The organism is Kitasatospora sp. NPDC059973, assembly GCF_042737525.1.
Classification (GTDB): domain Bacteria; phylum Actinomycetota; class Actinomycetes; order Streptomycetales; family Streptomycetaceae; genus Kitasatospora.
In genome coordinates this window covers 1-21,643 of the sequence record NZ_JBHWUI010000060.1, presented here as the reverse complement: position 1 = coordinate 21,643, position 21,643 = coordinate 1, and the positions used below count along the sequence as shown (strand labels likewise).

The 21,643-nt window shown below is 74.7% G+C and carries 17 protein-coding genes, 1 tRNA gene, 1 pseudogene and 1 riboswitch; of the genes and pseudogenes, 12 read left to right on the top strand and 7 right to left on the bottom strand.

What is annotated here, in order from left to right; genetic code table 11:
• Positions 1-80 precede the first annotated feature (80 nt).
• The 4 genes from ACFWA9_RS18170 to ACFWA9_RS18155 all read right to left on the bottom strand — a co-directional run bounded on the left by ACFWA9_RS18170 (position 81) and on the right by ACFWA9_RS18155 (position 4,661).
• On the bottom strand, positions 81-1,067 hold the full coding sequence (locus ACFWA9_RS18170; protein WP_380388215.1) for a DUF5926 family protein: 987 nt from the start codon (positions 1,065-1,067) through the stop codon (positions 81-83).
• A 175-nt stretch (positions 1,068-1,242) separates the two neighbouring features.
• Positions 1,243-1,683 carry a hypothetical protein gene (locus tag ACFWA9_RS18165; protein WP_380388214.1) on the bottom strand — a complete coding sequence of 147 codons (441 nt, stop codon included), beginning with the start codon at positions 1,681-1,683 and terminating at the stop codon, positions 1,243-1,245.
• A 542-nt stretch (positions 1,684-2,225) separates the two neighbouring features.
• Entirely contained in the window at positions 2,226-3,050 is an 825-nt protein-coding gene (locus tag ACFWA9_RS18160; RefSeq protein WP_380388212.1) for a glycerophosphodiester phosphodiesterase family protein, read from the bottom strand.
• A 141-nt stretch (positions 3,051-3,191) separates the two neighbouring features.
• Complete coding sequence (locus ACFWA9_RS18155; RefSeq protein ID WP_380388210.1) at positions 3,192-4,661, bottom strand: purine-cytosine permease family protein; 1,470 nt, start codon at positions 4,659-4,661, stop codon at positions 3,192-3,194.
• Positions 4,654-4,802: riboswitch (TPP riboswitch) on the bottom strand. Its footprint overlaps the gene before it by 8 nt.
• A gap of 387 nt (positions 4,803-5,189) precedes the next feature.
• Here ACFWA9_RS18155 and ACFWA9_RS18150 point away from each other — a divergent pair.
• From ACFWA9_RS18150 to ACFWA9_RS18115, 8 genes are all read left to right on the top strand, one after another.
• A complete protein-coding gene (locus ACFWA9_RS18150) occupies positions 5,190-6,785 on the top strand; it encodes a S1C family serine protease (RefSeq protein WP_380388208.1) in 1,596 nt (531 codons plus the stop codon).
• A 59-nt stretch (positions 6,786-6,844) separates the two neighbouring features.
• Positions 6,845-6,932, top strand: a tRNA-Ser gene (locus ACFWA9_RS18145).
• Between the two features lie 184 nt (positions 6,933-7,116).
• Positions 7,117-8,229: a peptidoglycan-binding protein gene (locus ACFWA9_RS18140; protein WP_359804062.1), complete on the top strand. Its 1,113-nt coding sequence runs from the start codon at positions 7,117-7,119 to the stop codon at positions 8,227-8,229.
• Positions 8,230-8,342: 113 nt separating this feature from the next.
• Positions 8,343-9,173 carry a MerR family transcriptional regulator gene (locus tag ACFWA9_RS18135; protein ID WP_352290461.1) on the top strand — a complete coding sequence of 277 codons (831 nt, stop codon included), beginning with the start codon at positions 8,343-8,345 and terminating at the stop codon, positions 9,171-9,173.
• 139 nt (positions 9,174-9,312) lie between these two features.
• On the top strand, positions 9,313-10,605 hold the full coding sequence (locus ACFWA9_RS18130) for an MFS transporter (RefSeq protein WP_380388206.1): 1,293 nt from the start codon (positions 9,313-9,315) through the stop codon (positions 10,603-10,605).
• Between the two features lie 225 nt (positions 10,606-10,830).
• Entirely contained in the window at positions 10,831-12,195 is a 1,365-nt protein-coding gene (locus tag ACFWA9_RS18125) for an FAD-binding oxidoreductase (protein WP_380388204.1), read from the top strand.
• Between the two features lie 449 nt (positions 12,196-12,644).
• Positions 12,645-12,974, top strand: coding sequence for a hypothetical protein (locus tag ACFWA9_RS18120; RefSeq protein WP_329488666.1), 330 nt, complete (start codon positions 12,645-12,647; stop codon positions 12,972-12,974).
• A gap of 450 nt (positions 12,975-13,424) precedes the next feature.
• Entirely contained in the window at positions 13,425-14,183 is a 759-nt protein-coding gene (locus ACFWA9_RS18115) for a pyridoxal 5'-phosphate synthase (protein WP_352290467.1), read from the top strand.
• An 84-nt stretch (positions 14,184-14,267) separates the two neighbouring features.
• On the opposite strand, the gene ACFWA9_RS18110 is transcribed toward ACFWA9_RS18115, so the two are convergent.
• On the bottom strand, positions 14,268-15,335 hold the full coding sequence (locus ACFWA9_RS18110) for a DMT family transporter (protein WP_380388202.1): 1,068 nt from the start codon (positions 15,333-15,335) through the stop codon (positions 14,268-14,270).
• 152 nt (positions 15,336-15,487) lie between these two features.
• Here ACFWA9_RS18110 and ACFWA9_RS18105 point away from each other — a divergent pair, with 152 nt between their 5' ends.
• Positions 15,488-16,366 (top strand): DUF1906 domain-containing protein, encoded by an 879-nt coding sequence (locus ACFWA9_RS18105; RefSeq protein WP_380388200.1) that lies wholly within the window; start codon positions 15,488-15,490, stop codon positions 16,364-16,366.
• Between the two features lie 62 nt (positions 16,367-16,428).
• Positions 16,429-17,700 carry a hypothetical protein gene (locus ACFWA9_RS18100; protein ID WP_380388198.1) on the top strand — a complete coding sequence of 424 codons (1,272 nt, stop codon included), beginning with the start codon at positions 16,429-16,431 and terminating at the stop codon, positions 17,698-17,700.
• 99 nt (positions 17,701-17,799) lie between these two features.
• On the opposite strand, the gene ACFWA9_RS18095 is transcribed toward ACFWA9_RS18100, so the two are convergent.
• Entirely contained in the window at positions 17,800-17,997 is a 198-nt protein-coding gene (locus ACFWA9_RS18095; protein WP_329488661.1) for a hypothetical protein, read from the bottom strand.
• Between the two features lie 102 nt (positions 17,998-18,099).
• On the opposite strand from ACFWA9_RS18095, the gene ACFWA9_RS18090 reads away from it, so the two are divergent.
• Positions 18,100-18,489, top strand: a complete 390-nt coding sequence (locus ACFWA9_RS18090; RefSeq protein WP_380388196.1) for a DUF4259 domain-containing protein — start codon at positions 18,100-18,102, stop codon at positions 18,487-18,489.
• Between the two features lie 228 nt (positions 18,490-18,717).
• On the top strand, positions 18,718-20,379 hold the full coding sequence (locus ACFWA9_RS18085) for a long-chain fatty acid--CoA ligase (RefSeq protein ID WP_380388194.1): 1,662 nt from the start codon (positions 18,718-18,720) through the stop codon (positions 20,377-20,379).
• Between the two features lie 64 nt (positions 20,380-20,443).
• Here ACFWA9_RS18085 and ACFWA9_RS18080 read toward each other — a convergent pair.
• A pseudogene (locus tag ACFWA9_RS18080) lies at positions 20,444-21,643 on the bottom strand (hypothetical protein); the annotation flags it as partial.

Genomic DNA, 21,643 nt, shown 5'->3' with positions numbered 1-21,643 from the left:
ATTTCCAAGAGCCCCTGCCCGCCCGGAAATTGCGGTACCGGCGGCCAATGTGACGCGTATCACCCGGATCCGAGTCCCCTTTAGTTCAAAGTGACCTGACGGTTCACCAGGTTGGCGCGGGCCCGCCGCTCCTCGCCGGTCAGCGGCGCCGGGTCGGCCAGCGTCGCGGCGAGCCGCTCGGCGAACTCCGCGGCCGGCTTCTCGCAGTCGGTGGCGGTCATGGCGAGCGGCAGGTCCCAGACCGGGACGGTCAGGCCGTGCGCACGGAAGGAGCCGACCAGCCGGGTGTCCGGGCCGAGCGAGGACAGGTCGGCGGCGGTGAGCCGGGCCAGCGCGTCCAGCAGCTCCTCCTCCGGCACGGTCATCACCCAGCGCAGGTGGTTCTTGTCCGGGGTGCCGCACCAGTACGCGGAGTCCACGCCGGTGAGCTTCTCGGTCGGGATCGCCGAGGCGTTGGCGCGCTCCAGGGAGGCGGCCACCTCACCGGTGGCGGTCTCGGCGTCCTCCAGCCAGAACTCGAAGCCGGTGTGCACGGCGGGCGTGAACTCGGCCGTGGTGTCCAGCAGGTCCTGCAGGCGGCGGCCGCCCGGCACGGTCCGGCGGGCCGGCACGGGCGAGCCGGGCTCGGCGGCCAGCGCCAGCTCCAAGGCGTCCGCCAGGTCACGGCTCAGGTCGCCGGAGGCGGACTGGGTCTGCAGGCCGAGCAGGATCGAACCGTCCTGGCGGCGCAGCGCCGGCCAGGCCAGCGGCAGCACGGTGGCCAGGGTCACGGACGGGACGTCGCCGTTGGCGGCCTCGGCCACCCCGGGGGCCAGCGTCAGCGGCACGGTCGCGGCCGGGACCAGCTCGCGCAGCGCCACCCAGTCGGCCTCGCCGGACAGCCCCTCGAACGGGCGGTGCACCAGCTCCTGCACGGCGTGCGAGGCCTCCCGGCCGTGGCAGGCCTTGTACCGGCGGCCCGAACCGCAGGGGCAGTTCTCGCGGGCCCCGACCACGGGGATCTCGCCCGTGACGGCGGTGGTGGACTGGCTGCGCTGCGGCGCCTTCTTGGCGGCCTTCTTGCCCATGGTGCGGCTCTCCCGGTGGCGGTTTCGGTGTGCTCCGGGCAGCCTACTGACGTTCCCCCGGCCCGTGGGCACGCGCCGGGGCGGGGAGCACCCCGTGGGGGCGACGCCCGGACCGCCGTGGGCGGCGCCCCGCGGAGGCCCCACCGGGCCCCGCTCCGACGGCCGGGGGCGACGCTCAGGCGCTGCGGGCGTCACCGCCGGTGCGCCGGGCGTGCCGGGCCCGGGCGGGCAGGGCGGCCCAGACCGTGACCTCGCCGGGCGCGTCGCGCACGCCCCAGTCGCTGGACAGCTGGTCGACGATGCTCAGCCCGCGGCCGCCGCGCGAGGTCAGCGACGGACTGGCGGGGGACGGCCGGGTCTGCGCGCCGCCGTCCGTCACCTCCAGGGTGAGGACCCCATCCGCGTGCAGCTGCCAGCGGACCAGCACCCCGCCGTTGTCCTCGCCCTCGTCCGGGTGGGCCTGCGGCCGGGCCTGTCCCGCGTCCCGGCTCCTGGCGTGGACGGCCGGGCCGCCCGTCGCGGGAGCACCGGCCGGCCTGGCCGGCTCGGCCGGACCGGAGGGGACGCCGACGAGGATCTGGTCGACGATCTCGGCCCGGGCGCTGCGTCCGAGCACGGGCAGCGGGCCGAGCGGCCGTGCGTAACGACATGCATTGCTCAGCAGTTCGGAAAGGATCAGAACAGCATCATCGATGACCGGTTCCGGTATCTCCCGGTCACGTAGATCTCGACGCAGTCGGCGCCGTGCGACCCCGACACTCGATGGGCCGTGCGGCACTGCCATGGTCGATGAAGTCGGCACTTCACGCGCCACCATCAACGCCACCCCCGGACCTCCTTCAGCGTATGCCGAGGGATGGATGCCCCTTGGTAATGGGTCGGAAACGACCGTACGGCGATCCCGCGCGGACATTTCAAGCCGGGCGACACACGGTGCGCTGCAGGTGATTCCCCGCTCACCCTCTGTCGTGAGAACGCATGATTTCCGTCAGAAAACGGCGGATGAAGGTTTGAGCCCTACCCAAGCGATCGCGGTCCGCCGGGGCGGAAGTGCCGGGTGATTCCGGAGCGGGGCGCGCGGCCACCGGGTCTCAGGGGGCCGGAAATACCCGGAGAAACCCGTGGGGCGCGAGGGACGGCGTTCCGCGGCGGACCGGTTCAGCGACCGAGCTGGGCCAGGACCTCCGCCGGGCGGTTGGTGATGATCCCCGAGACCCCGAGCTCCAGGCAGAGCTCGACGTCGGCCGGCTCGTCCACGGTCCAGACGTGCACCTGGTGGCCGAGCTCCCGCAGCCGGGTCACCAACCGGGGCCGGGCCCGCACCAGGTCGATGCCCGGGCCGGCGATCCCGGCCCCGCCGGGCAGCGAGGCGCCCGGGCGCAGCCGGCCCTGCAGGGGCAGCGTCCGCTCGAACAGGAAGACCCGCGGGTACTCCGGCGCGGCGGCGGCCACCCTGGTCAGCGCCAGCGAGGAGAAGCTCATGATCCGGGCCTGCGGGCGGTCGCCCTCCGGCGCCCCGCCGATCTTGAACCGGTCGAGCATCCGCAGCAGCTCGGACTCCACCCGGCCCCGGAAACGGACCGGGTGCTTGGTCTCGATCGCCAGGTCCACCGGCCGCCCGCAGTCGGTGACCAGCTCCAGCAGGCTCTCCAGCCGCAGGACGCCGCGCAGGTCCGGGTCCGCGCTCGGCTCGCCCGTCTTCCAGGCGCCGAAGTCGTGCGCCTCCAGCTCGGCCAGCGTCATCGAGGAGACCGTGCCGCGGCCGTCCGAGACCCGGCCGATCCGGCGGTCGTGCACGCAGACCAGATGCCCGTCGGCCGTCACCCGGACGTCGCACTCGACCGCGTCCGCGCCCTCGTCGAGCGCCCGGCGGTAGGCCGCGAGCGTGTGCTCGGGCAGGGCGTGCGAGGAACCGCGGTGGGCGATCACCTGGACGGGCCGCGCGGTGCGCGCCGCCGCCGGGGAGAGGTCAGGGCTGGTCACGCCGTCCACGATAGGCGGCGGAAGTGACACCCGGGCGAAGACGGCCCCAACCTGCGGGGCCGTCTTCGCCCGCGCGCCTCGTCGTCCGGCCCTCCCGGCGCGCTGCCGCGGGCCCGGGTCGGGCCTCGGGCCTCTCGGGCGTCAGGCGGCGGGGGTCCGGCGGGTGAGCGGGGTGAGCGCCCAGGTGACCAGGGCCGGCACCAGGAAGCCGAACAGGGACGCCGAGGTCCACTCCTGGGGCGTGAAGTGCAGGGCCTCCTGCACGGAGGTCCAGAAGTCCGTCCACCAGCCGGCGATCGCGGTCGGCGCGATCAGCTGGTAGACGGCGAAGCCGAGCGCCCAGGGCAGCAGCATCAGCCAGCGGGACGGGGCGTCGGCGGCGAGGTTCCAGCCGCGCCGGCCGGCGCCGAGGAAGTAGTCGACCGCCAGCACCGCGAACATCGGCACGAACACCGAGCCGATCAGACCGAGGAAGGCGTAGTAGGAGTCGGTGAACTCGGTGATCTGCAGCGCCAGCACGGTGATCAGCAGGCCGGTGGCGCCGGTCAGCACCCGGCGGTCCACCTTCGGCAGCAGGTTGTGGACCGACATCGCGGTCGAGTAGACGTTGGCGAAGGACTGGTCGGTCTCGCGCAGCACCAGCACCAGCAGGAAGAACCAGCCGGCCCAGACGCCCAGGAACGAGTCGAAGATCCGGGAGGCGTCGCCGTCGGCCTGCAGCAGCGCGAACAGGCCGAGCACGTAGCACCAGACCTGGGCGACGGTGTAGCCGGAGAAGCTGCCCCAGAACGCGGAGCGGGCGGTGCGGGAGTGCCGGGTGTAGTCGGCGGCCAGCGGGACGAAGGAGATCGACACCGCGATCATCGCGTCGGTGGCCCGGAGGAAGCCGTGCCAGTTGCCCGCGCCCGGGTCGGACACGCCGCCCCGGCCCAGCTGGACGGTGAAGTAGACCATCGCCACCGCGACCGCCGCCGCGACGAAGCGGCGCAGCACCGCGATCGCGCCGAGCGGCCAGATGGTCAGCGCGGTGGTCACCGCGCCCGCCAGGACGACGAAGAGCCAGCGGTAGCCGTCGGTGTGCGCCACCGTCTGCGCGCCCATCGCGATGACCAGCAGCTCGTACACGCCCCAGCCGACGCACTGGACGATGTTCAGCACCGTCGGCACGTAGGAGAGCTTCGTCCCGAACAGTCCGCGCAGGTTGGCCATCGCCGGCGCGCCGGTCCGGGCCCCGATCAGCGCGGCGACGCCGAGCATCGCGGTGCCGACCACGGTGCCGACCACGATCGCGGTGACGGCGGCGGCCAGCGACAGCTCGCTGCCGGGTGCGCCGAGCACGGTGGCGGCGGTGGTGAAGCCGATCAGGCTGACGCCGAGGTTCATCCAGAGCGCGAAGTGGTCCCGGAAGCGGAGCGTGCGCGGCGGCTCGGTGTCGAGGACGAACGGGGCCTCGACCCGGTCCGCCCGGTCCGGACGGTCCAGGACGGCGGTGCCCGCTCCGGTGGAACCGGCCGCCCCGCCGGTGGCGTCGCAGGGATCGGTCGCGGACGATTCGGGGAAACCCTTGGACGCGGGCGCGCCCGAAGAAGAGGATGGCGAAGCAGGCGGCATGGCCGATACTCCCTACGCCGGCATTACCCGGACAGGTTCCGGCGGTCTGCGCCCCCTCGACGGTCCGTCCACGGAGCTCGTGGCGTACGGTCGACCGGCGCACTCTCAGCCTGGTGGGTCCAAGCTCCCGCGTGTCAGTTTGGAGCGACAGGCTAACCGGCGCGGGAGTGAACGCCAAGGCCAGGCGTCCGGCGGTCCGCATCGCGGGACGCCGCGGGGCGGCCTCGCACGGGGTGCCGGGGGGCCGCCGCGGGGGCCTGCGTGGGGGCCGTTGTCGGGCCGGGCTAAGGATTCTTATGACTTCTTCAGAGGGGTCCTTACGGCAATCGAATCGAGTGTGCGAAAAACTATGGTTGTTGGTCCTGTCAGCTATGGAGGTCGTCCGTGAGCACCGAGCGCGAGGTTGGGCCCACCGGGCCACAGGGGGAGCAGCCCTCCGACGGCCAGGGGGTAGTGGGTCCCGCTCCTGACGGTCGGGCGCAGGTGGCGCCCGGTCCCGTCCAGGCGGCGCCCGAGGCGGACCGGACCGTGACGGACACCGTCGCCGGGGCGCCCGCCGCTCCGGCCGCGCCCGCGTCCGGCGGGTTCACGCCGACGCTGGCGTTCAGCAAGGTCGGCGCCCCGGACCCGGCGCCCGCCGTGCCCGCCGAGCCGGTGGCGGCTCCGGCCGCCGAGGCCGGGTACATCGACGCACCTCCGCCCGTCCTGCCGCCGGCCCCGGCCGCGCCGGCCGCGCCGGTGGCCGCACCGGTCACCAACCCGTACGCCACACCGGGCGCCCCGGTCGCGGCGGCGTCCCACGACCCGTACGGAGCGCCGGCCGCGCCGGCGCCGCACCACCCGTTCGGCGCCGGCCAGCCGCTCGGCGGCTGGGGCGGCCACGAGGTCCCGCCCGGTGGCCCCGCCGCCCCCGGTGGCCCCGCCGCCCCCGGCGGCCCGGGCTACCCCGGCGGGCCGCTCGGCTACCCGGCCGAGTACCCCGGCACCCCCGGGCCCGGCGGCCCGCGCAAGAAGCGCGGCGGCCTGATCGCGCTGATCGCCGCCGTCGCCCTGGTCGCCGGTGTGGCGGGCGGGGCGCTCGGCGTCGCCGTCGCGGACCGCAACGACAACGGCATCAGCGCCGCGGACGACCACCGGAGCACCACCGTCCAGGCCAGCACCCAGAAGAACGAGCCCGCCCCCGGCTCGGTGGCCGGCATCGCGCAGAAGGCGCTGCCCAGCGTCGTCACGATCAAGGCGCAGGGCAACGGCGAGTCCGGCACCGGTACCGGTTTCGTCTTCGACACCGAGGGCCACATCCTCACCAACAACCACGTCGTCGCGCCCGCCTCCAACGGCGGCAAACTGACCGTCAAGTTCGCCGACGGCACCTCCTACAGCGCCTCGGTACTCGGCCGCGCCGAGGGCTACGACGTCGCCGTGGTGAAGCTCGACAACCCGCCCAAGGACAAGCTGACGCCGCTTCCGCTGGCCGACTCCGACAAGGTCAACGTCGGTGACTCCACGATCGCCATCGGCGCGCCGTACGGCCTGGAGTCCACCGTCACCACCGGCATCATCAGCGCCAAGGACCGCCCGGTCGCCTCCGGCGACGAGACCGGCGCGCAGTCCTCGTACATGAACGCGCTGCAGACCGACGCCTCCATCAACCCCGGCAACTCCGGCGGCCCGCTGCTGGACGCCGGCGGCGCGGTGATGGGCATCAACTCGGCGATCCAGTCCAACGCCTCGGCCAACGGCCGGGCCGGCAGCATCGGCCTGGGCTTCGCCATCCCGATCAACCAGGCCAAGTGGGTCGCCGAGACCCTGATCAAGACCGGCAAGCCGGTCTACGCCAAGCTGGACGTCCTGCGCAACGACGACTACAAGGGCGACGGCGCGCAGATCCAGACCCGCGACATCCAGGGCACCCCGGCCGTCACCCCCGGCGGCGCCGCCGACAAGGCCGGCCTCAAGCCCGGCGACGTCATCACCAAGCTCGGCGGCAGCCCGATCGAGAACGGCCCGGCCCTGGTCAGCAAGATCTGGACGCACAAGCCCGGCGAGACCGTCGACGTCGAGTACACCCGCAACGGCCAGACCAGCACCACCAAGGTCACCCTCGCCGAGCGCGTGGGCGACTGACCCCCACCCCGAAACCGGTGCACCGAACCCCGCCGGACCCGTTAGGCTGACCTCCGCCTGGAGAGCTGCCCGAGCGGCCTAAGGGAACAGTCTTGAAAACTGTCGTGCGGTGACCCCGTACCGTGGGTTCGAATCCCACGCTCTCCGCTGGTTGGAGAACCACCTGCTCAAGGCGGGTGCCGACGTCGAGTCGGCACCCGCCTTCTGCGTTTCCGGGGGTGGAATTCACCTGAACGGGGGGTTTGGGGTGGGGGTGTGCTCGTGAGGGGGTGAGGGGTTCGTGTGTCGGGCGTAAGGGGCGGACTGCCCTGGGCCCGGCGAGGAGAGACTGATGGCCTGGTACCCCGGCGCTGAGAAGCTGGAGCTTCAGCCCGAGTCGGACGACCAGCCGGCGATCGTGCCGACGCAGGTGATCTTCCACAGCATCGCGGCGCCGTGGGCGCCGCGCCGAATCTACGAGTACTGGCGGGACTCGACCAATCTGGAGTCGCACTTCGGGGTCGGATACGACGGCAGTGTGGGCCAGTTCATCGGGACGGAGACCCGGGCGGACGCCAACATGGGGGCGAACCGCAGGGCGGACGGCACGGGGGCGGTGAGCGTCGAGTCGGCCAGCAACGACCAGAACACCGATCCGTGGACGGACGCGCAGGTCGCCGCCCTCGTCGCGCTCGGCGTCTGGCTGCACGGGCGGCACGGGATCCCGGTGCGGGCCTGCCGGAGCGCGAACGACCCGGGCTTCGGCTTCCACCGGCTCTTCCCGGAGTGGTCGGACGGCGGTACGTCGTGCCCCGGGGACGCCCGGGTGCGGCAGTTCTACGACGTCGTGCTGCCCGGGATCGCCGCCGCCGCGGGCGGCGGTCCGTTGCCGCCGCCGCCCCGGTCCGACACCGCGCCGGTCCGCCGGCGGGTGACGATCAACGGCCTGGAGTACGGCTACGGCGCGCACGGGCCGCAGGTCCGCGAGGTGGGCGAGGCGCTGGTGGCGGCCGGGCACGGTGCGCACTACACGACCGGTCCGGACGAGGACTGGCGGGACGCCGACACCCTCAACTACCAGGACTACCAGCGCAGTCTGGGGTACTCGGGCAGTGACGCGGACGGCGTCCCGGGCGAGCAGTCGTTGCGCCGGCTGCTCGGCCGGCTCCCCTCGCCGCGCCGCGTCTCGCTGGCCCACGTCGTCGCGGCGGCCCGGACCGACCCGGGCGCCGAGCAGGGCCACCAGACCTACGGCGGCGAGGTCCGGATCGTCGAACAGGCGCTGGTCGACGAGGGGTTCCTGGAGCAGCGCTGGGTGGACGGCTCGCTGGGCAGCACGACGGTGCAGGCGTACGCGGCCTTCCAGCGCAGCCTCGGCTACGCGGGCTCGGACGCCAACGGCATCCCCGGTCAGCGGAGTCTGCGGGAGCTGGGGCAGCGGCGGGGGTTCGACGTGACGGACTGACGGACTGACGGGCGGACGGACGGAAGCGCGGACGGCCGGGCCGGGTGCCCGACCCGGCCGTGGGCGCCGGTGCTTGACCATGACACGGTGTGAGGCTCTGCACTGGAGGCATCATGTTCAACATCGGAGACTTCGCCAAGCACGGCCGGGTGTCGGTCCGGATGCTGCGCCACTACGACGCGATCGGGTTGCTGCACCCGGCCCGGGTCGACCCGGTCAGCGGCTACCGCTCCTACGAGGCCGCCCAGCTCGCCCGACTCAACCGCGTCATCGCCCTCAAGGACCTCGGCTTCACCCTGCAGCAGGTGCGGGCCGTCCTGGACGAGCGGGTGGACGCGGCCGAGCTGCGCGGGATGCTGCGGCTGCGGCAGGCCGAACTGGCCGCCGCGATGGCGGCGGACGCCCAGCGGCTGGCCCGGGTCGAGGCGAGGCTCCGAACGATCGAGAGCGAGGGAACCATGCCTGCACAGGACGTCGTGGTGAAGCGGGTGCCGTCGGTCCGGGTGGCGGAGCTGACCGCCGTCGCGGCCGGCTACGAGCCGGAGGACATCGGACCGGTGATCGGGCCGCTGTTCCAGGAGCTCTGCCGACGGCTGGCGGAGGCCGGGGTGGCGGAGGCCGGGCCGTCCGTGGCCCGCTACGAGGACATCCCGGAGGGGGACGGCGCGGTGCTGATCCGGGTGGCGGTGCCGGTCGGGGCGACGGTCTCCGGCGCTGCGGAGCACGGCTTCGAAGTGGTCGACCTGCCGGAGATTCCGGAGGCGGCGACCATCGTGCACCGGGGGTCGATGGACGACGCGCTGGGCGCCTTCCAGACGCTGGCCCGGTTCATCGACGAGAACGGCTACCGCTCCACGGGCTACGCGCGGGAGCTGTACCTGGAGTGCCCGGACGCGCCGGCGGACTGGGTGACGGAGTTCCAGGAGCCGGTGGTCCGCCTGTAGTCAGGCGAGGAGGAAAGGGGAGGGGAGGGGAGGGGAGGGGAGGGGAGGCAAGGGGAGGGGGCCAGGCGCGGGAGCGGGCGCGGCGGGGCCGTCGGTGGCCTTGCCCTCGACCTGGTCGAGGCCCCTACGGTCGGCGGCCATGGCCACCGACACCGGCACCACGCCCGCCGACCCACCCGCGACGGACACCGGCACCGAGCCCGCCGACCCTCCCGCCCGGGCCGCGCTCCCGGGCCCGTACCTGCTCTGGCTGGCCGGCACCCAGGCCGGTCTGCTCGGCGACGCCGCGCTGTACCTCGCCCTGGGCTGGGCGGCCTCCGCGCACGGCGGGGGCGCGGCAGGTCTGGTGCTGACCGCGATCACGCTGCCCCGCACCGTCCTGGTCCTGCTGGGCGGCGCGGTGGCGGACCGGTTCGGTGCCCGCCGGGTGATGCTCGCCGGGGACGCGGTGATGCTGGTCGCCACCCTGGCCCTCGCGGCCGCCGCGGCGCTCTGGGGCACGCCGCTCCGGCTGCTGCTCCTGGCGGCTGCCGTGATCGGCACCGTCGACGCGTTCTACCTCCCGGCGAGCGGATCGATGCCCTGCCGCCTGGTGGGCGCGGCGCAGCTGTCGCGGGCCCTCGCGCTGCGGCAGGCCGGCGGGCAGACCGCCGCCCTGCTGGGCGCACCGCTCGGCGGTGTCCTGGTCGCGGCGGGCGGCCTGCCGGGGGCGGCCCTGGTGGACGCGGCGAGTTTCGGGGTGCTCCTCCTGGTGCTGCTGAGGATCCGGCCGGTGGAGCCGGCGGCGGCGCGGCCGACCGACCGGGAGGCGGCGGGGCGCGGACCGTCCGGGCCGGGGCTGCTGCGCGAGGCGGCGGCCGGGGTCCGGCTGGCCCTGGCGGATCCGCTGCTGCGCGCCGCGCTGCTGCTCACCGGTGCCGCGGCCGGGGCGCTGCTGCCGGTGGTCCCGCTCCTCGCGCCGCTGCTCGCCCGCGCCCACGGTTGGGGCGCCTGGTCGGCCGGGCTGTCGGCCGGTGGACAGGGGGCCGGGGTGCTCGCGGTGGCGGGGCTGGTCTCCTGGCGGGGCGGCCTGCGCAGGGCAGGAGCCGGGGCGGCGGCCGGGCTCTGCGTGGCCTCGGTGGGGACCGCGGTGCTGGCCTGGGCGTCCGCACCGGCCACGGCGGTGGCGGGCAGCGTGCTGGCCGGGGCGGGGTCGGGGCTGTTCGCCTGCCACCTCGGACCGCTGGTGCTCCGCGGTGCCCCGGTCGACCATCTCGCCCGGGTCCAGGCCCTGTTGACGCTGGTCCAGAGTGCGGCGCTGGTGCTGTCCACCGGACTGCTCGGTCTCCTCGCCGAGGTGGCCGGCGCCAGGTGGCCGACGACGCTCTGCGCGCTCGCCGCCGGCGGGGCGGGGCTGGCGGCCTGGGCGTCCTCCGCACTGCGCCGGGTCTGAGCCGCGGCCCGCGCCGTCGCTTCGTGGACCGAGGGCCGAGAACCGGACAGGGGCGGGCCGGAGCGGCGTACTTGCCGGTCGTGCGGCGGCGGGGCAGAGTGCGGGCAGAGGCGATGGGCGGCGTACGGCTCGATCTCCTACGACTCGGCGGCGTGCGGCGCGACCGCGTACGACCGGCGGCGTGAGGCCGGGGCGGCGTGTGCCGGGCGGCGATCGGAGGCGGCGATGAGTGATCTGACGGACCGACTGGCGACGGGGCTCCCGGGTGGGGCCCTGGTGGTGGACCCGGACGTGATGGCCGCCTACAGCCACGACATGGCGGGCTTCTGCGCGGCCGGCAACCCCGCCGTGGTGGTCTTCCCGGAGACGGTCGAGCAGGTGCAGCACGTCCTGCGGACCGCCACCGAGCTGCGCGTACCGGTGGTGCCGCAGGGCGCCCGGACCGGGCTCTCCGGCGCGGCCAACGCGGTGGACGGCTGCATCGTGCTGTCGATGGTGAAGATGAACCGCATCCTGGAGGTCGATCCGGTGAACCGGATCGCGGTGGTGGAGCCGGGCGTGGTGAACGCGGAACTGTCCAGGGCGGCCGGAGAGGTGGGGCTGGCCTACCCGCCGGACCCGTCCAGCTGGGAGTCCTGCACCATCGGGGGCAACATCGGCACCGGCGCGGGCGGGCTCTGCTGCGTCAAGTACGGCGTCACCAGTGAGTACGTGCTGGGCCTCGACGTGGTGCTGGCGGACGGGCGGCTGCTGTCCACCGGTCGTCGGACGGCCAAGGGGGTGGCGGGCTACGACCTGACCAGGCTGCTGGTCGGTTCGGAGGGCACGCTGGGCGTGGTGGTGGGCGCCGTGGTGGCGTTGCGGCCGGCTCCGGCACCGCAGTTGGCGCTGGCCGCGGAGTTCCCGAGCGCGGACACGGCGGGCGCGGCGGTCTGCGAGGTGATGGCGCGCGGCCTCACGCCGTCGCTGATGGAGCTGATGGACACGGTCTCCGTGCGGGCGGTCAACGAGCTGGGGCAGATGGGGCTGCCGGAGTCGACCCAGGCCCTGCTGCTGGTGGCCTTCGACGGGCCGGATCCGGCGGCCGAGCTCGCGGTGGTGGGCGAGATCTGCCGGGCGGCGGGCGCGACCGAGGTGGTGCCGGCCGAGGACCAGGCGGAGTCCGAACTGCTGCTGCAGGCACGCCGGCTGGCCCTGCCCGCGATGGACCGGCTGGGGACCACGATGATCGACGACGTGGCGGTGCCGCGCTCGCGGCTGGCCGAGATGCTGAACGGCGTCGCCGCGATCGCCGAGCGGCACGCGCTGACCATCGGGGTGGTCAGCCACGCGGGCGACGGCAACACCCATCCGATCGTCATCTTCGACGCGGACGATCCGGAGGAGTCGGCCCGGGCGCAGCGTTCCTTCGACGAGATCATGGCGCTGGGGCTGGAGTTGGGCGGCACGATCACCGGGGAGCACGGGGTCGGGCTGCTGAAGCGGGAGTGGCTGGCACGCGAGCTGGGGCCGGTGGCGCTGGAACTGCAGCAGCAGCTGAAGGCGGTCTTCGATCCGCTGGGCATTCTCAACCCCGGCAAGGCGGTCTGATAATCAGCCCTGAGTGACTTTCCAGGGCCTTCGGCTGCCGCATTCCCCTGGGCTAAGTAGGATGGTGGAATAGTCGCAGGATGGCTGGATATATCGACAAGGTCGAGTGGCCCTCCGCAAAGGGGGCGCGTTCGCCTATGTCGTGCGCCAGGGTGGTGCGCCTGGTTCTTCGTGTGCTCCCCGCGCGCCGCTCCCCGACGTCGCGCCAGGCGCCACCGTTCGGGCGAAATGCCAGGTGAGTGCCGGTGTGTCGGCGCACTGTCCGCTGGAGCGCTCGTTATTCACCGTCGCCCTGGATATCACGCTAACGGGCGAAAACGGGGGCGCTAGGTGGTGCTTTGTCGATTTGTTGCGGAAGTCTGTCTCTCGGCGTCGCAGCCCGCAGGGGTTCGTCTGGCCGACGAACTCCCGCACACAATGCACGATTTACAGCTTTCTTGGAGGCTCTCATGGTTCGCACTCGCCACCGCCGGCTGGCCGGTCTTCTGGTCGCGGCCCCGCTTGCGGCCGGTCTGCTGCTGGCGGGCGCCGGCGCCGCCGCCGCCGACAACGGCGCGCTGGCCAACGACGGTTCCAACAGTGGTGTGGTGTCCAACGTCGGCACGGGCAACGTCTTCGGCTCCGTCGACGGCAACTACGTGTCCACCCAGCAGACGGCCACCGGGTCCGGTGCCTCGAACCAGGCCAACACCCTCGCGGTGAAGGACAACTCGGGCACCATCCTGGCCGGTCAGTCCAACAAGAACTTCAACATCGTCTTTGCTCCGGTCTTCAACTGACGGGAACGGGTGCCACCGCCGGCGGGGGCGCCGGAGGTGGGTGACCGCGAGTGGGTCGAGCGCTCGCGGTGGGGCTCGAAGTGAGACAACTCGATGCAGGGAACCGGGTAGCGGAAAGGGTCACCGCAAACCGGCCTCGTGGGCGGTGCCGTCGATCGGCACCGCCCACGAGTGCGTTCACGCACCCAGCCCGGAAGGCGCGGCCCCGGAGCGCCGTGCCCGGAGCGCCGTGCCCGGAGCCCCGGACGGAGCGCGGCCGCCACCCACGCGCGCCGGAAGCCGCCTCCGGCCGGTTCGCGCCGGTCCCCACGCCCGCTCCCGACGAGGGCGCGCACCGAGCGGTCACCCGTCGGCGGTACGGTTGCGCTCCGACAGCGCACCTCGCGCCCGGGGCCCCGACGGCCCCGCCGGCGAGGGGCTGCGTCCGCGGCAACCGGAAGGAAGGGCGCGATGGCAGCGGAGGAGGAGGGCCTGAGCGGCCCGGGCGAGGCCAGGCCTGCCCCGGGACCGGAGCCGAGGCCGGAGTCGAGGCCGGCGCCCAGGTCCGTACCCGAGCTGTTGCTCGGCCGCCCGCCGATGGCCCGCCCGCTGCCGTCCTTCGATGCCGAGTCGGCACCGGCCGAGCCCGGCCTGCTCTTCGCCGAGTGGTTGGCGACCGCGCTCGCGGCCGGTGTGCTGGACCCGCAGGTGGCCACGCTCTCCACGGTGGACGCCGACGGTCTGCCGGACGCCCGGGTGCTGGTGCTGCGCGATGTCGACGCCTCCGGCACCGGCTGGGTCTTCTCGGCCGCCGCGGACAGCCCCAAGGGCCGCCAGCTCGCCGATCACCCGGCCGCCGCGCTCACCCTCTACTGGCCGCCGCTGGGCCGTCAGGTCCGGGTCCGCGGCACGGTCGAGCGGGCCGCCGACCAGGTCGCGGCGGCCGAGTTCGCCACCCGCTCCCCGGCCGCCCGGGTCGGTGCGCTGGTCGGCCGGCAGAGCGAGCCGCTGGCCTCGCTGGCCGAGTACGACGAGGCGGAGGCGGTCGCCCGCCGCCGGCTGGAGACGACTCCGGACACCGTCGCGGCCGGGCACGCCGTCTACACGCTCTGGGCGCACGAGGTGGAGTACTGGCAGGGCGACGCCAACCGCCGCCACGTCCGGCTGCGCTACACCCGGACGGGCCCGGTCCGCACCCCGGAGTGGTCGCGGACCCTGCTCTGGCCGTAACGGACGCCCGACGGGGCCCCTCCGTGCAGGAGGCTGCCCCGTCACTCCGCCCCCGTCACTCCGCCCCCGTCATCGCCGCCCCCGTCACCGCCGCCCGGTGAGCGTGGCCCCCACGCTGGCGGCCACCACGCAGCCGATACCGGCCAACTGCACCGCGCCGAGCAGCTGGCCCAGCACCACCAGGCCGACCAGCGCGCTGACCGCCGGCTCCAGGCTGACCAGGACGCTGAACACCCGCTGCGGCATCCGTCGCAGCGCGGTCATCTCCAGCGCGTACGGGATCACCGGCAGCAGCAGCGAGACCCCGGCCACCGCGAGCAGCAGGGTCAGCGGCGAGGCGCCGGGCGCGGTCAGCCCGTCCCAGGCCTGGCCGAGTCCGAACGGCGCCAGGGTCAGGGCGCCGACCGTCATCGACACCGCCAGCCCCTGGAACCCCTGGAACGCGGCGCCGACCTTGTCCGTGAACAGGATGTACGCCGCGTAGCAGGCGGCCGCGCCGAAGGCGTAGGCCAGGCCGACCGGGTCGAGCGACGATCCGCCGCCGCCCTCGCCGAGCAGCGTCAGCAGGGCCACTCCGCCGGCCGCGAGCAGCGCCCAGACCAGATGGCTGGCCCGGCGGGCGAAGATCAGCGCGACCGCGAGCGGGCCGAGGAACTCGATCGTCGCGGCGGTGCCCATCGGCAGCCGGTCGATCGCTCCGGCGAAGAGCAGCGTCATCCCGGCGGACGCCACCCCGAGCAGACCGGCGGCGGCGAGGTCGCGCGGCCGCCGGCCCCGCAGCCTGGGGCGGGTGGCGGCGAGCAGGATCACCGCCGCGAACCCGAGCCGCAGGAAGGTCGTGCCGCTCACCCCGAGCGGGTCGAAGAGCGGCTTGGACAGCGCGATGCCGAGCTGCACCAGGAACATCGCGGCCAGACACAGGAACGGCGCCGGGATTCGCTCCGGGCGCCGCACGAGCTTCGAGTACCGCCGGCCGGACGGCTCGGCGGGTCGCCTGCCCGGTGACAGCCCTTGGCCCGGGGCCCCGCCTCGTCGCCAACCACCGCGCTCGCCGGCGGGCTCGCCCTTGGGGGCGGGCGGCATGGCAAGGGCCTCGGCGACGGCGGCGGCCGGCGTCGGGGAGGTGGTTTGGCCGGTGTGGGACGTGGGCATAGTGGCGAGTTTGCCGTAAGGAGTGACGTGGGGGCAAGCTCGTTACCAAAATGCGGACGGATGCGGACGGGTGCGCCCGAAAGGGTGAGCTTCTCCGGGGCATGCGGCGCGGTTGCCGTATTCGTCCGATAGCCCGTCAGTATCAAGGCGGGGTGCGCTATCTCCGCCCCGCGGCCCTGGCCGCCGCCTCCCTCGTGCTCCTGCTCGCGATCGACGGGGCAGGCGTGAGCGCCGGGGCGACCGCTCCGGTGGCCGCCGCGGCACCCCGCATCCGGGCCACCGTCCTGCCCGACCGGTCCGGCCCGCCCGCCCAGCGGGTCCGCGACCTCTACAGCGGCGCGGCCTTCGACGCCTGCACCGCACCCCCGCTCGACACCCTCCGGGCCTGGCGCGGCACCTCCCCCTACGGCGCGGTCGGCATCTACACCAGCGGGTCCCAGCGCGGCTGCGCGCAGCCGGGGCTCACCGCCGACTGGGTCCGCCAGGCGCGGGCGATGGGCTGGCGCTTCCTCCCCGTCCACGTCGGGCTGCAGGCGCCGTGCAGCGAGCTCAAGGGCAAGCCGCAGCGGATCGACCCGGCCCGTGCGGCCCAGCAGGGGCGGGCCGAAGCGGCCGAGGCGGTCCGCGGCCTCACGGCCGTCGGACTCGGCAACGGCAGCCCGGTGTTCCTGGACATCGAGTCGTACCCGATGCAGGACCCGGCCTGTGGCCAGGCCGTCGTCGACTTCGCGCTCGGCTGGACCCAGGGGCTGCACGCGGTCGGTTACCGGTCCGGCTTCTACTCCAGCCTCGACTCCGGCGTCGCCGACCTCGCCGCGGCCGCCCGCGCGGGCAGCTCCCCGCTGCCCGACACGCTCTGGTACGCCCGCTGGGACGACCACGCGGACACCGCCGACAGTGGCGCCCTCACCTCCGACCTCTGGGCCGACCGCCAGCGCGTCCACCAGTACCGGGGCAACGTGACGGAGACGTACGGCGGCGCCACGCTCACCGTCGACCGCAACCAGGTGGACGCGCCGCTGGCGGGCTGACGGGCCGGGCACCCGGGCCGGATAGGGTGTCCCGTCGATCGGCCGCACGGAGGGGGACGGGCATGTCGGAGGGTCAGGGGCACCACGCCGGAGCGGGTGGGCAGGGCGCGATCCCACCGCCCGGGCCGTACCCGCAGGGCGGCCCGTACACCGGCCCCAACCCGTACGCCCAGCCGCAGCCGTACCCGCAGCCGCAGCCGCAGCCGTACCCGCAGCCGTACAGCCCGGCCGCCGACCCGTACGGGCAGCCCCAGCCGTACCCCCAGCCCCAGCCCCAGCCGTACGCCGGGCCGAACCCGTACGCCCAGCCGCTCCCCCCGCAACCAGCGCCCGCCGGGCTCGCCGCACCCGCCGCCGCGTCCTTCGACGACGGCTTCCCCGGCCCCCGGCCGCGCCGCAGCCGGATCTCCGTGCTGCTGCAGTTCACCCTCCAGTGGATCTACGCACCGGTCTGGATCGCCGCCCTGGTCGCCCTGTTCGCGATCCTGCTCTGGACCGGTGCCAGTGGCCCGTCCGGCCCCGAGTCCGACTCCTGGCTGAAGGTCAACCGCACCTTCGTCCCACCGCGCCGCCTCAAGGCCGAGCTCACCGGCCGCTCGGAGGACTGGGAGCGGTACGTCGGCCCGATCCTGGAGCGCCGGATCCGGCTCGCCGAGGCGGGGTACGCCGCCGGTGACGGCGACGTCGGGGCCGACTTCGGCCGCACCGTCGGGGTGAAGCTGGCGGTCCGCCTCTACCGGGGCCTGGGCGCGGCCGGGGTGGTCCGGCTCGCGGAGCGCTACGGCTGGCAGGGCGTGCCCGCCGGCGGCGACCTGGCGCGTGTCCGGCTGAGCCGCCGGTACCCCGCCCCGGCCCGGGTGTCCGCACCCGGGCCGCAGGATCCGCCGGCCGCCCCGGGCACGCCGTGGGGCGCCCGGCCGGGCCGGTCCGCGTTCCTGCTGCCGTTCATGCTCGTGCTGCAGATCGCCTACGTCCCCGTCTGCGGGGTGCTCAGCCTGCTGGCCTTCTGGGTGAAGCACCCCGAGCCCGACTACTGGGACCGCTGGGGCGCCCGCTGGGCGGTCGGGCCGCGCGCCTTCCGGGCGGAGTTCACCGGCAGCGCCGCCGCCTGGGACCGCCACGTCCGCCGCATCGTCGCGCGCGAGGTCCGCCCGGGCAACGGCAAGGGCGCCGAGGCGCCCCGGCGGATCCGCGTCAACCTCGCGACCTATCGTGGCGCGGGCGCCCAGCACGTCCTGCGGGTCGCCGCCGAGCAGGGGTACGTCCTGGACCCGGCCTACCTGCCGGACCCCGGGGTCTGCGTCCGCCTGTACCGCCCCGACCGGCAGGTCTGACCGGTCGCTGCCCCCGCCCGCCCGCGCGGGTACGGCTCACCCGCCGACCCCTGCCCGGCCACCCGGTGCGGTTCCGCGGCTCGGGCCGGCGGGCGCGGCTCAGTCCCGGAGGCCGAGGGAGAGCCAGCCGCGCCCGTCGCAGTCCCGGCAGGTCTCCGGGATGTGCCCGGTACCCGAGCGGTCGGCCCGGACGCCCAGCCGCGCCCGCGTCCGCACCCCGTCGGAACAGCACGGGCACGGCACGCGGAACCCGGCCGGCTCGGGCTGTACCCGGCGATCGTCATGACTGTCGCTCATGCCGCCCAGTATCGCGTGCCGCTGTCGGTGCGACCGGCCGCGGCAGTGTCAGCGCGGCCCGCTACAACAGGGCTGACCGATCGACCCGATCACGGAGGACTCATGGGCACCTGGGGCAGCGGCAACTTCGACAGCGACACGGCCGCCGATCACCTCGGCGAGTTCACGGCCCGGCTGATCGGCGAGGTCGAGCAGGCGATGGCCGGTGACCGGGTCGAGCTGGAGGCGGACGAGTACTGGGGCACGGCCGTCCCGTGCAACCTCGAACTGCTCCACCTGATCGCCTCCCGCCACTACGTCGGCGCCGGTCTGCCCGCCGCGGCCACGATCGAGGGCTGGAAGGCGGACTTCATGGCGGTCTGGGAGCAGAGCATCGACGGGCTGGAGCCCGCCCCCGGGCACAAGGAGGAGCGGCGGGCCGTCCTGCTGCGGACCTTCGACGACCTGGCGGCCCTGGCCCGCGAGCGCGAGCGGGACGGACTGGCCCCGTAGCGTCACGGGCGGCGGGCACGGCCCACGGACCCCGCCCCCGGCCGACGCGGCCCACGGACCCCGCCCCCGGCCGACGCGGCGAATCCGTGACCCGTGCAACGGCGCCGGAATGCTGACAGCGGGCAGGTGGAGAGGCACAATCGGGCTCGACTGCCGCTATTACCGCCCAGTAGCCGCCCGGTGACCGTCGCAGTCGCCGCCGCAGTGCCGCCCGGTCAAGGAGGACCCGTGTTCAGCACGATGCAGGACGTCCCGCTCACCGTCGCCAGGATCCTGGAGCACGGGTCGACCATCCACGGGCGGTCGACCGTCACGACCTGGGACGGCACCGGCCCGGTCGTCCGGACGTACGCGGAGGTCGGCGCGCGCGCCGCGCAGCTCGCCCACGCGCTGCGGGACGAGCTCGGGGTGACCGGGGACGACCGGGTGGCCACGCTGATGTGGAACAACGCCGAGCACCTGGAGGCGTACCTCGCGGCGCCGTCCATGGGAGCGGTGCTGCACACGCTCAACCTGCGGCTCCCGCCGGGCCAGCTGTCGTTCATCGTCAACCACGCCGCCGACCGCGTGATCATCGTCAACGGCACCGTGCTGCCGCTGCTGGCGGCCGTCCTGCCGGAACTCGCCCCCACCCTGAAGCACATCGTGGTCAGCGGCCCCGGCGACCGGTCCGTGCTGGCCGGCTTCACCGGCGCCGTGCACGACTACGAGGACCTGATCGCCGGACGGCCCACCACGTTCCCGTGGCGGACCGACATCGACGAGCGCCAGGCCGCCGTGCTCTGCTACACCTCCGGCACCACCGGTGACCCGAAGGGCGTGCTCTACAGCCACCGCTCGGTCTACCTGCACGCCCTCCAGGTCAACACCGGCGACAACTTCGCCTTCACCCCGCGCGACATCGCGCTGCCGGTCGTCCCGATGTTCCACGTCAACGCCTGGGGCATCCCGCACGGCGCCTTCATGTCCGGTGCCGGCATGCTGATGCCGGACCGCTTCCTCCAGCCGAAGCCGCTGGCCGAGATGATCGCCCGGGTGCGGCCCACCGTCAGCGCCGCGGTGCCGACCATCTGGAGCGGTCTGCTCGACGAGCTGGACGCGGGCGAGTACGACACCTCCAGCCTGCGCATGGTGGTCATCGGCGGCTCCGCCTGCCCGCCCGCCCTGATGAAGGCGTTCGACGAGCGGCACGGCATCCGGGTCGTGCACGCCTGGGGGATGACCGAGACCTCGCCGCTCGGCGCCTTCGCCCAGGCCCCCGGCGGCCTCACCCCCGAGGAGGAGTGGCCGTACCGGGTCACCCAGGGCGTCTTCCCGGCCTCCGTCGAGGCCCGGCTGACCGGTCCGGGCGGCGAGCGGATGCCGCACGACGGCGTCTCGGCGGGCGAGTTGGAGGTGCGCGGGCCGTGGATCGCCGGCGCGTACTACGGCGGCGCCGGCCACGACCCGGAGCGCCCCGACGACAAGTTCTCCGAGGACGGCTGGCTGCGCACCGGCGATGTGGGCACCATCACCCCGGACGGCTACCTGACCCTGACCGACCGCGCCAAGGACGTCATCAAGTCCGGCGGCGAGTGGATCTCCTCGGTGGGCCTGGAGAACCACCTGATGGCCCACCCGGAGGTGGCCGAGGCCGCCGTGGTCGCCGTCCCGGACGAGAAGTGGGGCGAGCGCCCGCTGGCCACCGTGGTGCTGCGGCCGGGCGCCACGGCCGGACTGCGGGAGCTGCGCGCGTTCCTGGCCGAGCGGATCGCCTCCTGGCAACTGCCGGAGCGCTGGGCGATCGTCGACGCGGTGCCGAAGACCTCGGTCGGCAAGTTCGACAAGAAGGTCATCCGGGCCGGCTACGCGGCCGACGAGCTGGACGTCACGGTGCTCGGCAAGGAGTAGCGGACAGCGGCGGGAACAGCCGGGCCCGGGGGCCGGCCACCACGGGTGGCCGGCCCCCGGTCGTTTAGCCGGCGGCCGCGACGCCCGCCTCGCCCATCGCGCCGATCCGCCCGAGCAGGTCGACGATCCGGGACTGGACGTCGGCGCTGGTGGAGCGCTCGGCGAGGAACAGCACCGTCTCGCCGGTGCGCAGCCGGGGCAGTTCCCGCGGGTCGAGGTCGACCGAGGTGTAGACGACCAGCGGGGTGCGGTGCAGCCGGTCGTTGGCGCGCAGCCAGTCCAGCAGGCCGACCCGGCGGCGGCGGATCTGGAAGAGGTCCATCACCACCAGGTTCGGCTGCACGCTGCTGGCGCGGGCGACGGCGTCGGTCTCGTCCACCGCGTGCTCGACGTGCATGCCGCGCCGCTCCAGGCTGCTGATCATGGCGGCGGCGATGTCCGGATCGCCCTCGACCAGCAGCACCCGGGGGGCGTGGTTCTCGCCGTCGCGGGGAGCGAGGGCGCGCAGCAGCACGGCGGGGTCGGCGCCGTACGCGGCGTCCCGGGTGGCCTGGCCGAGGCCCGCGGTGACCAGGACCGGGACCCTGCTGTTGAGGGCGGCGGTGCGCAGCGACTGCAGGGCGGTCCGGGTGATCGGGCCGGTCAGCGGGTCGACGAAGAGCGCGGCGGGGAAGCCGGCGATCTGGGCGTCCACCTCCTCGCGGGAGCGGACGATCACCGGCCGGTAGCCGCGGTCCTGCAGGGCCTGCCGGGTGGCCGGGTCGGGCTCGGGCCAGACCAGCAGCCGGCGCGGGCCGCCGTCCCCGGCCGGGACGGGGCGTGCGGGGTGCTCGACGGGGTCGTCGTGACCGGCGGCGGGCAGTTCGGCCATCGGGCGCGGCGCCGTCCTGGCCTCGGGCGCGGCGGGCAGTTGCGGTGCGGCGGCCGGCGCCGCCGGGGCGGCCTGGAAGGCCTCGGCCGGTCCGGCCGGAACGCCCGTACCGGAGCCGCCCGGAGCACCGGGGGCGCCGAGCGGGCGCGGCGGAGCGAGCTCGGCCAGGCCGGTGCCGACCGGCTGCGGGCCGTCCGGGCCGGTCGTGGCCGGTCCGTCCGAGCCGGCTGCGGGCAGCGAGGGCCGGGCGAGCTCCAGGGCGCCGGGAGCGCCCTCGGCCGTTCCGTGCGCCGACGGCGGCTGCGCGGCGGCCTCCCGGGCCTCGGTGTCGGGGCCGGGCGGAACGGCCAGCCGGCGGCGCCGGCCGGTGGGCGGGGCGGCGGGCGGCTGGGG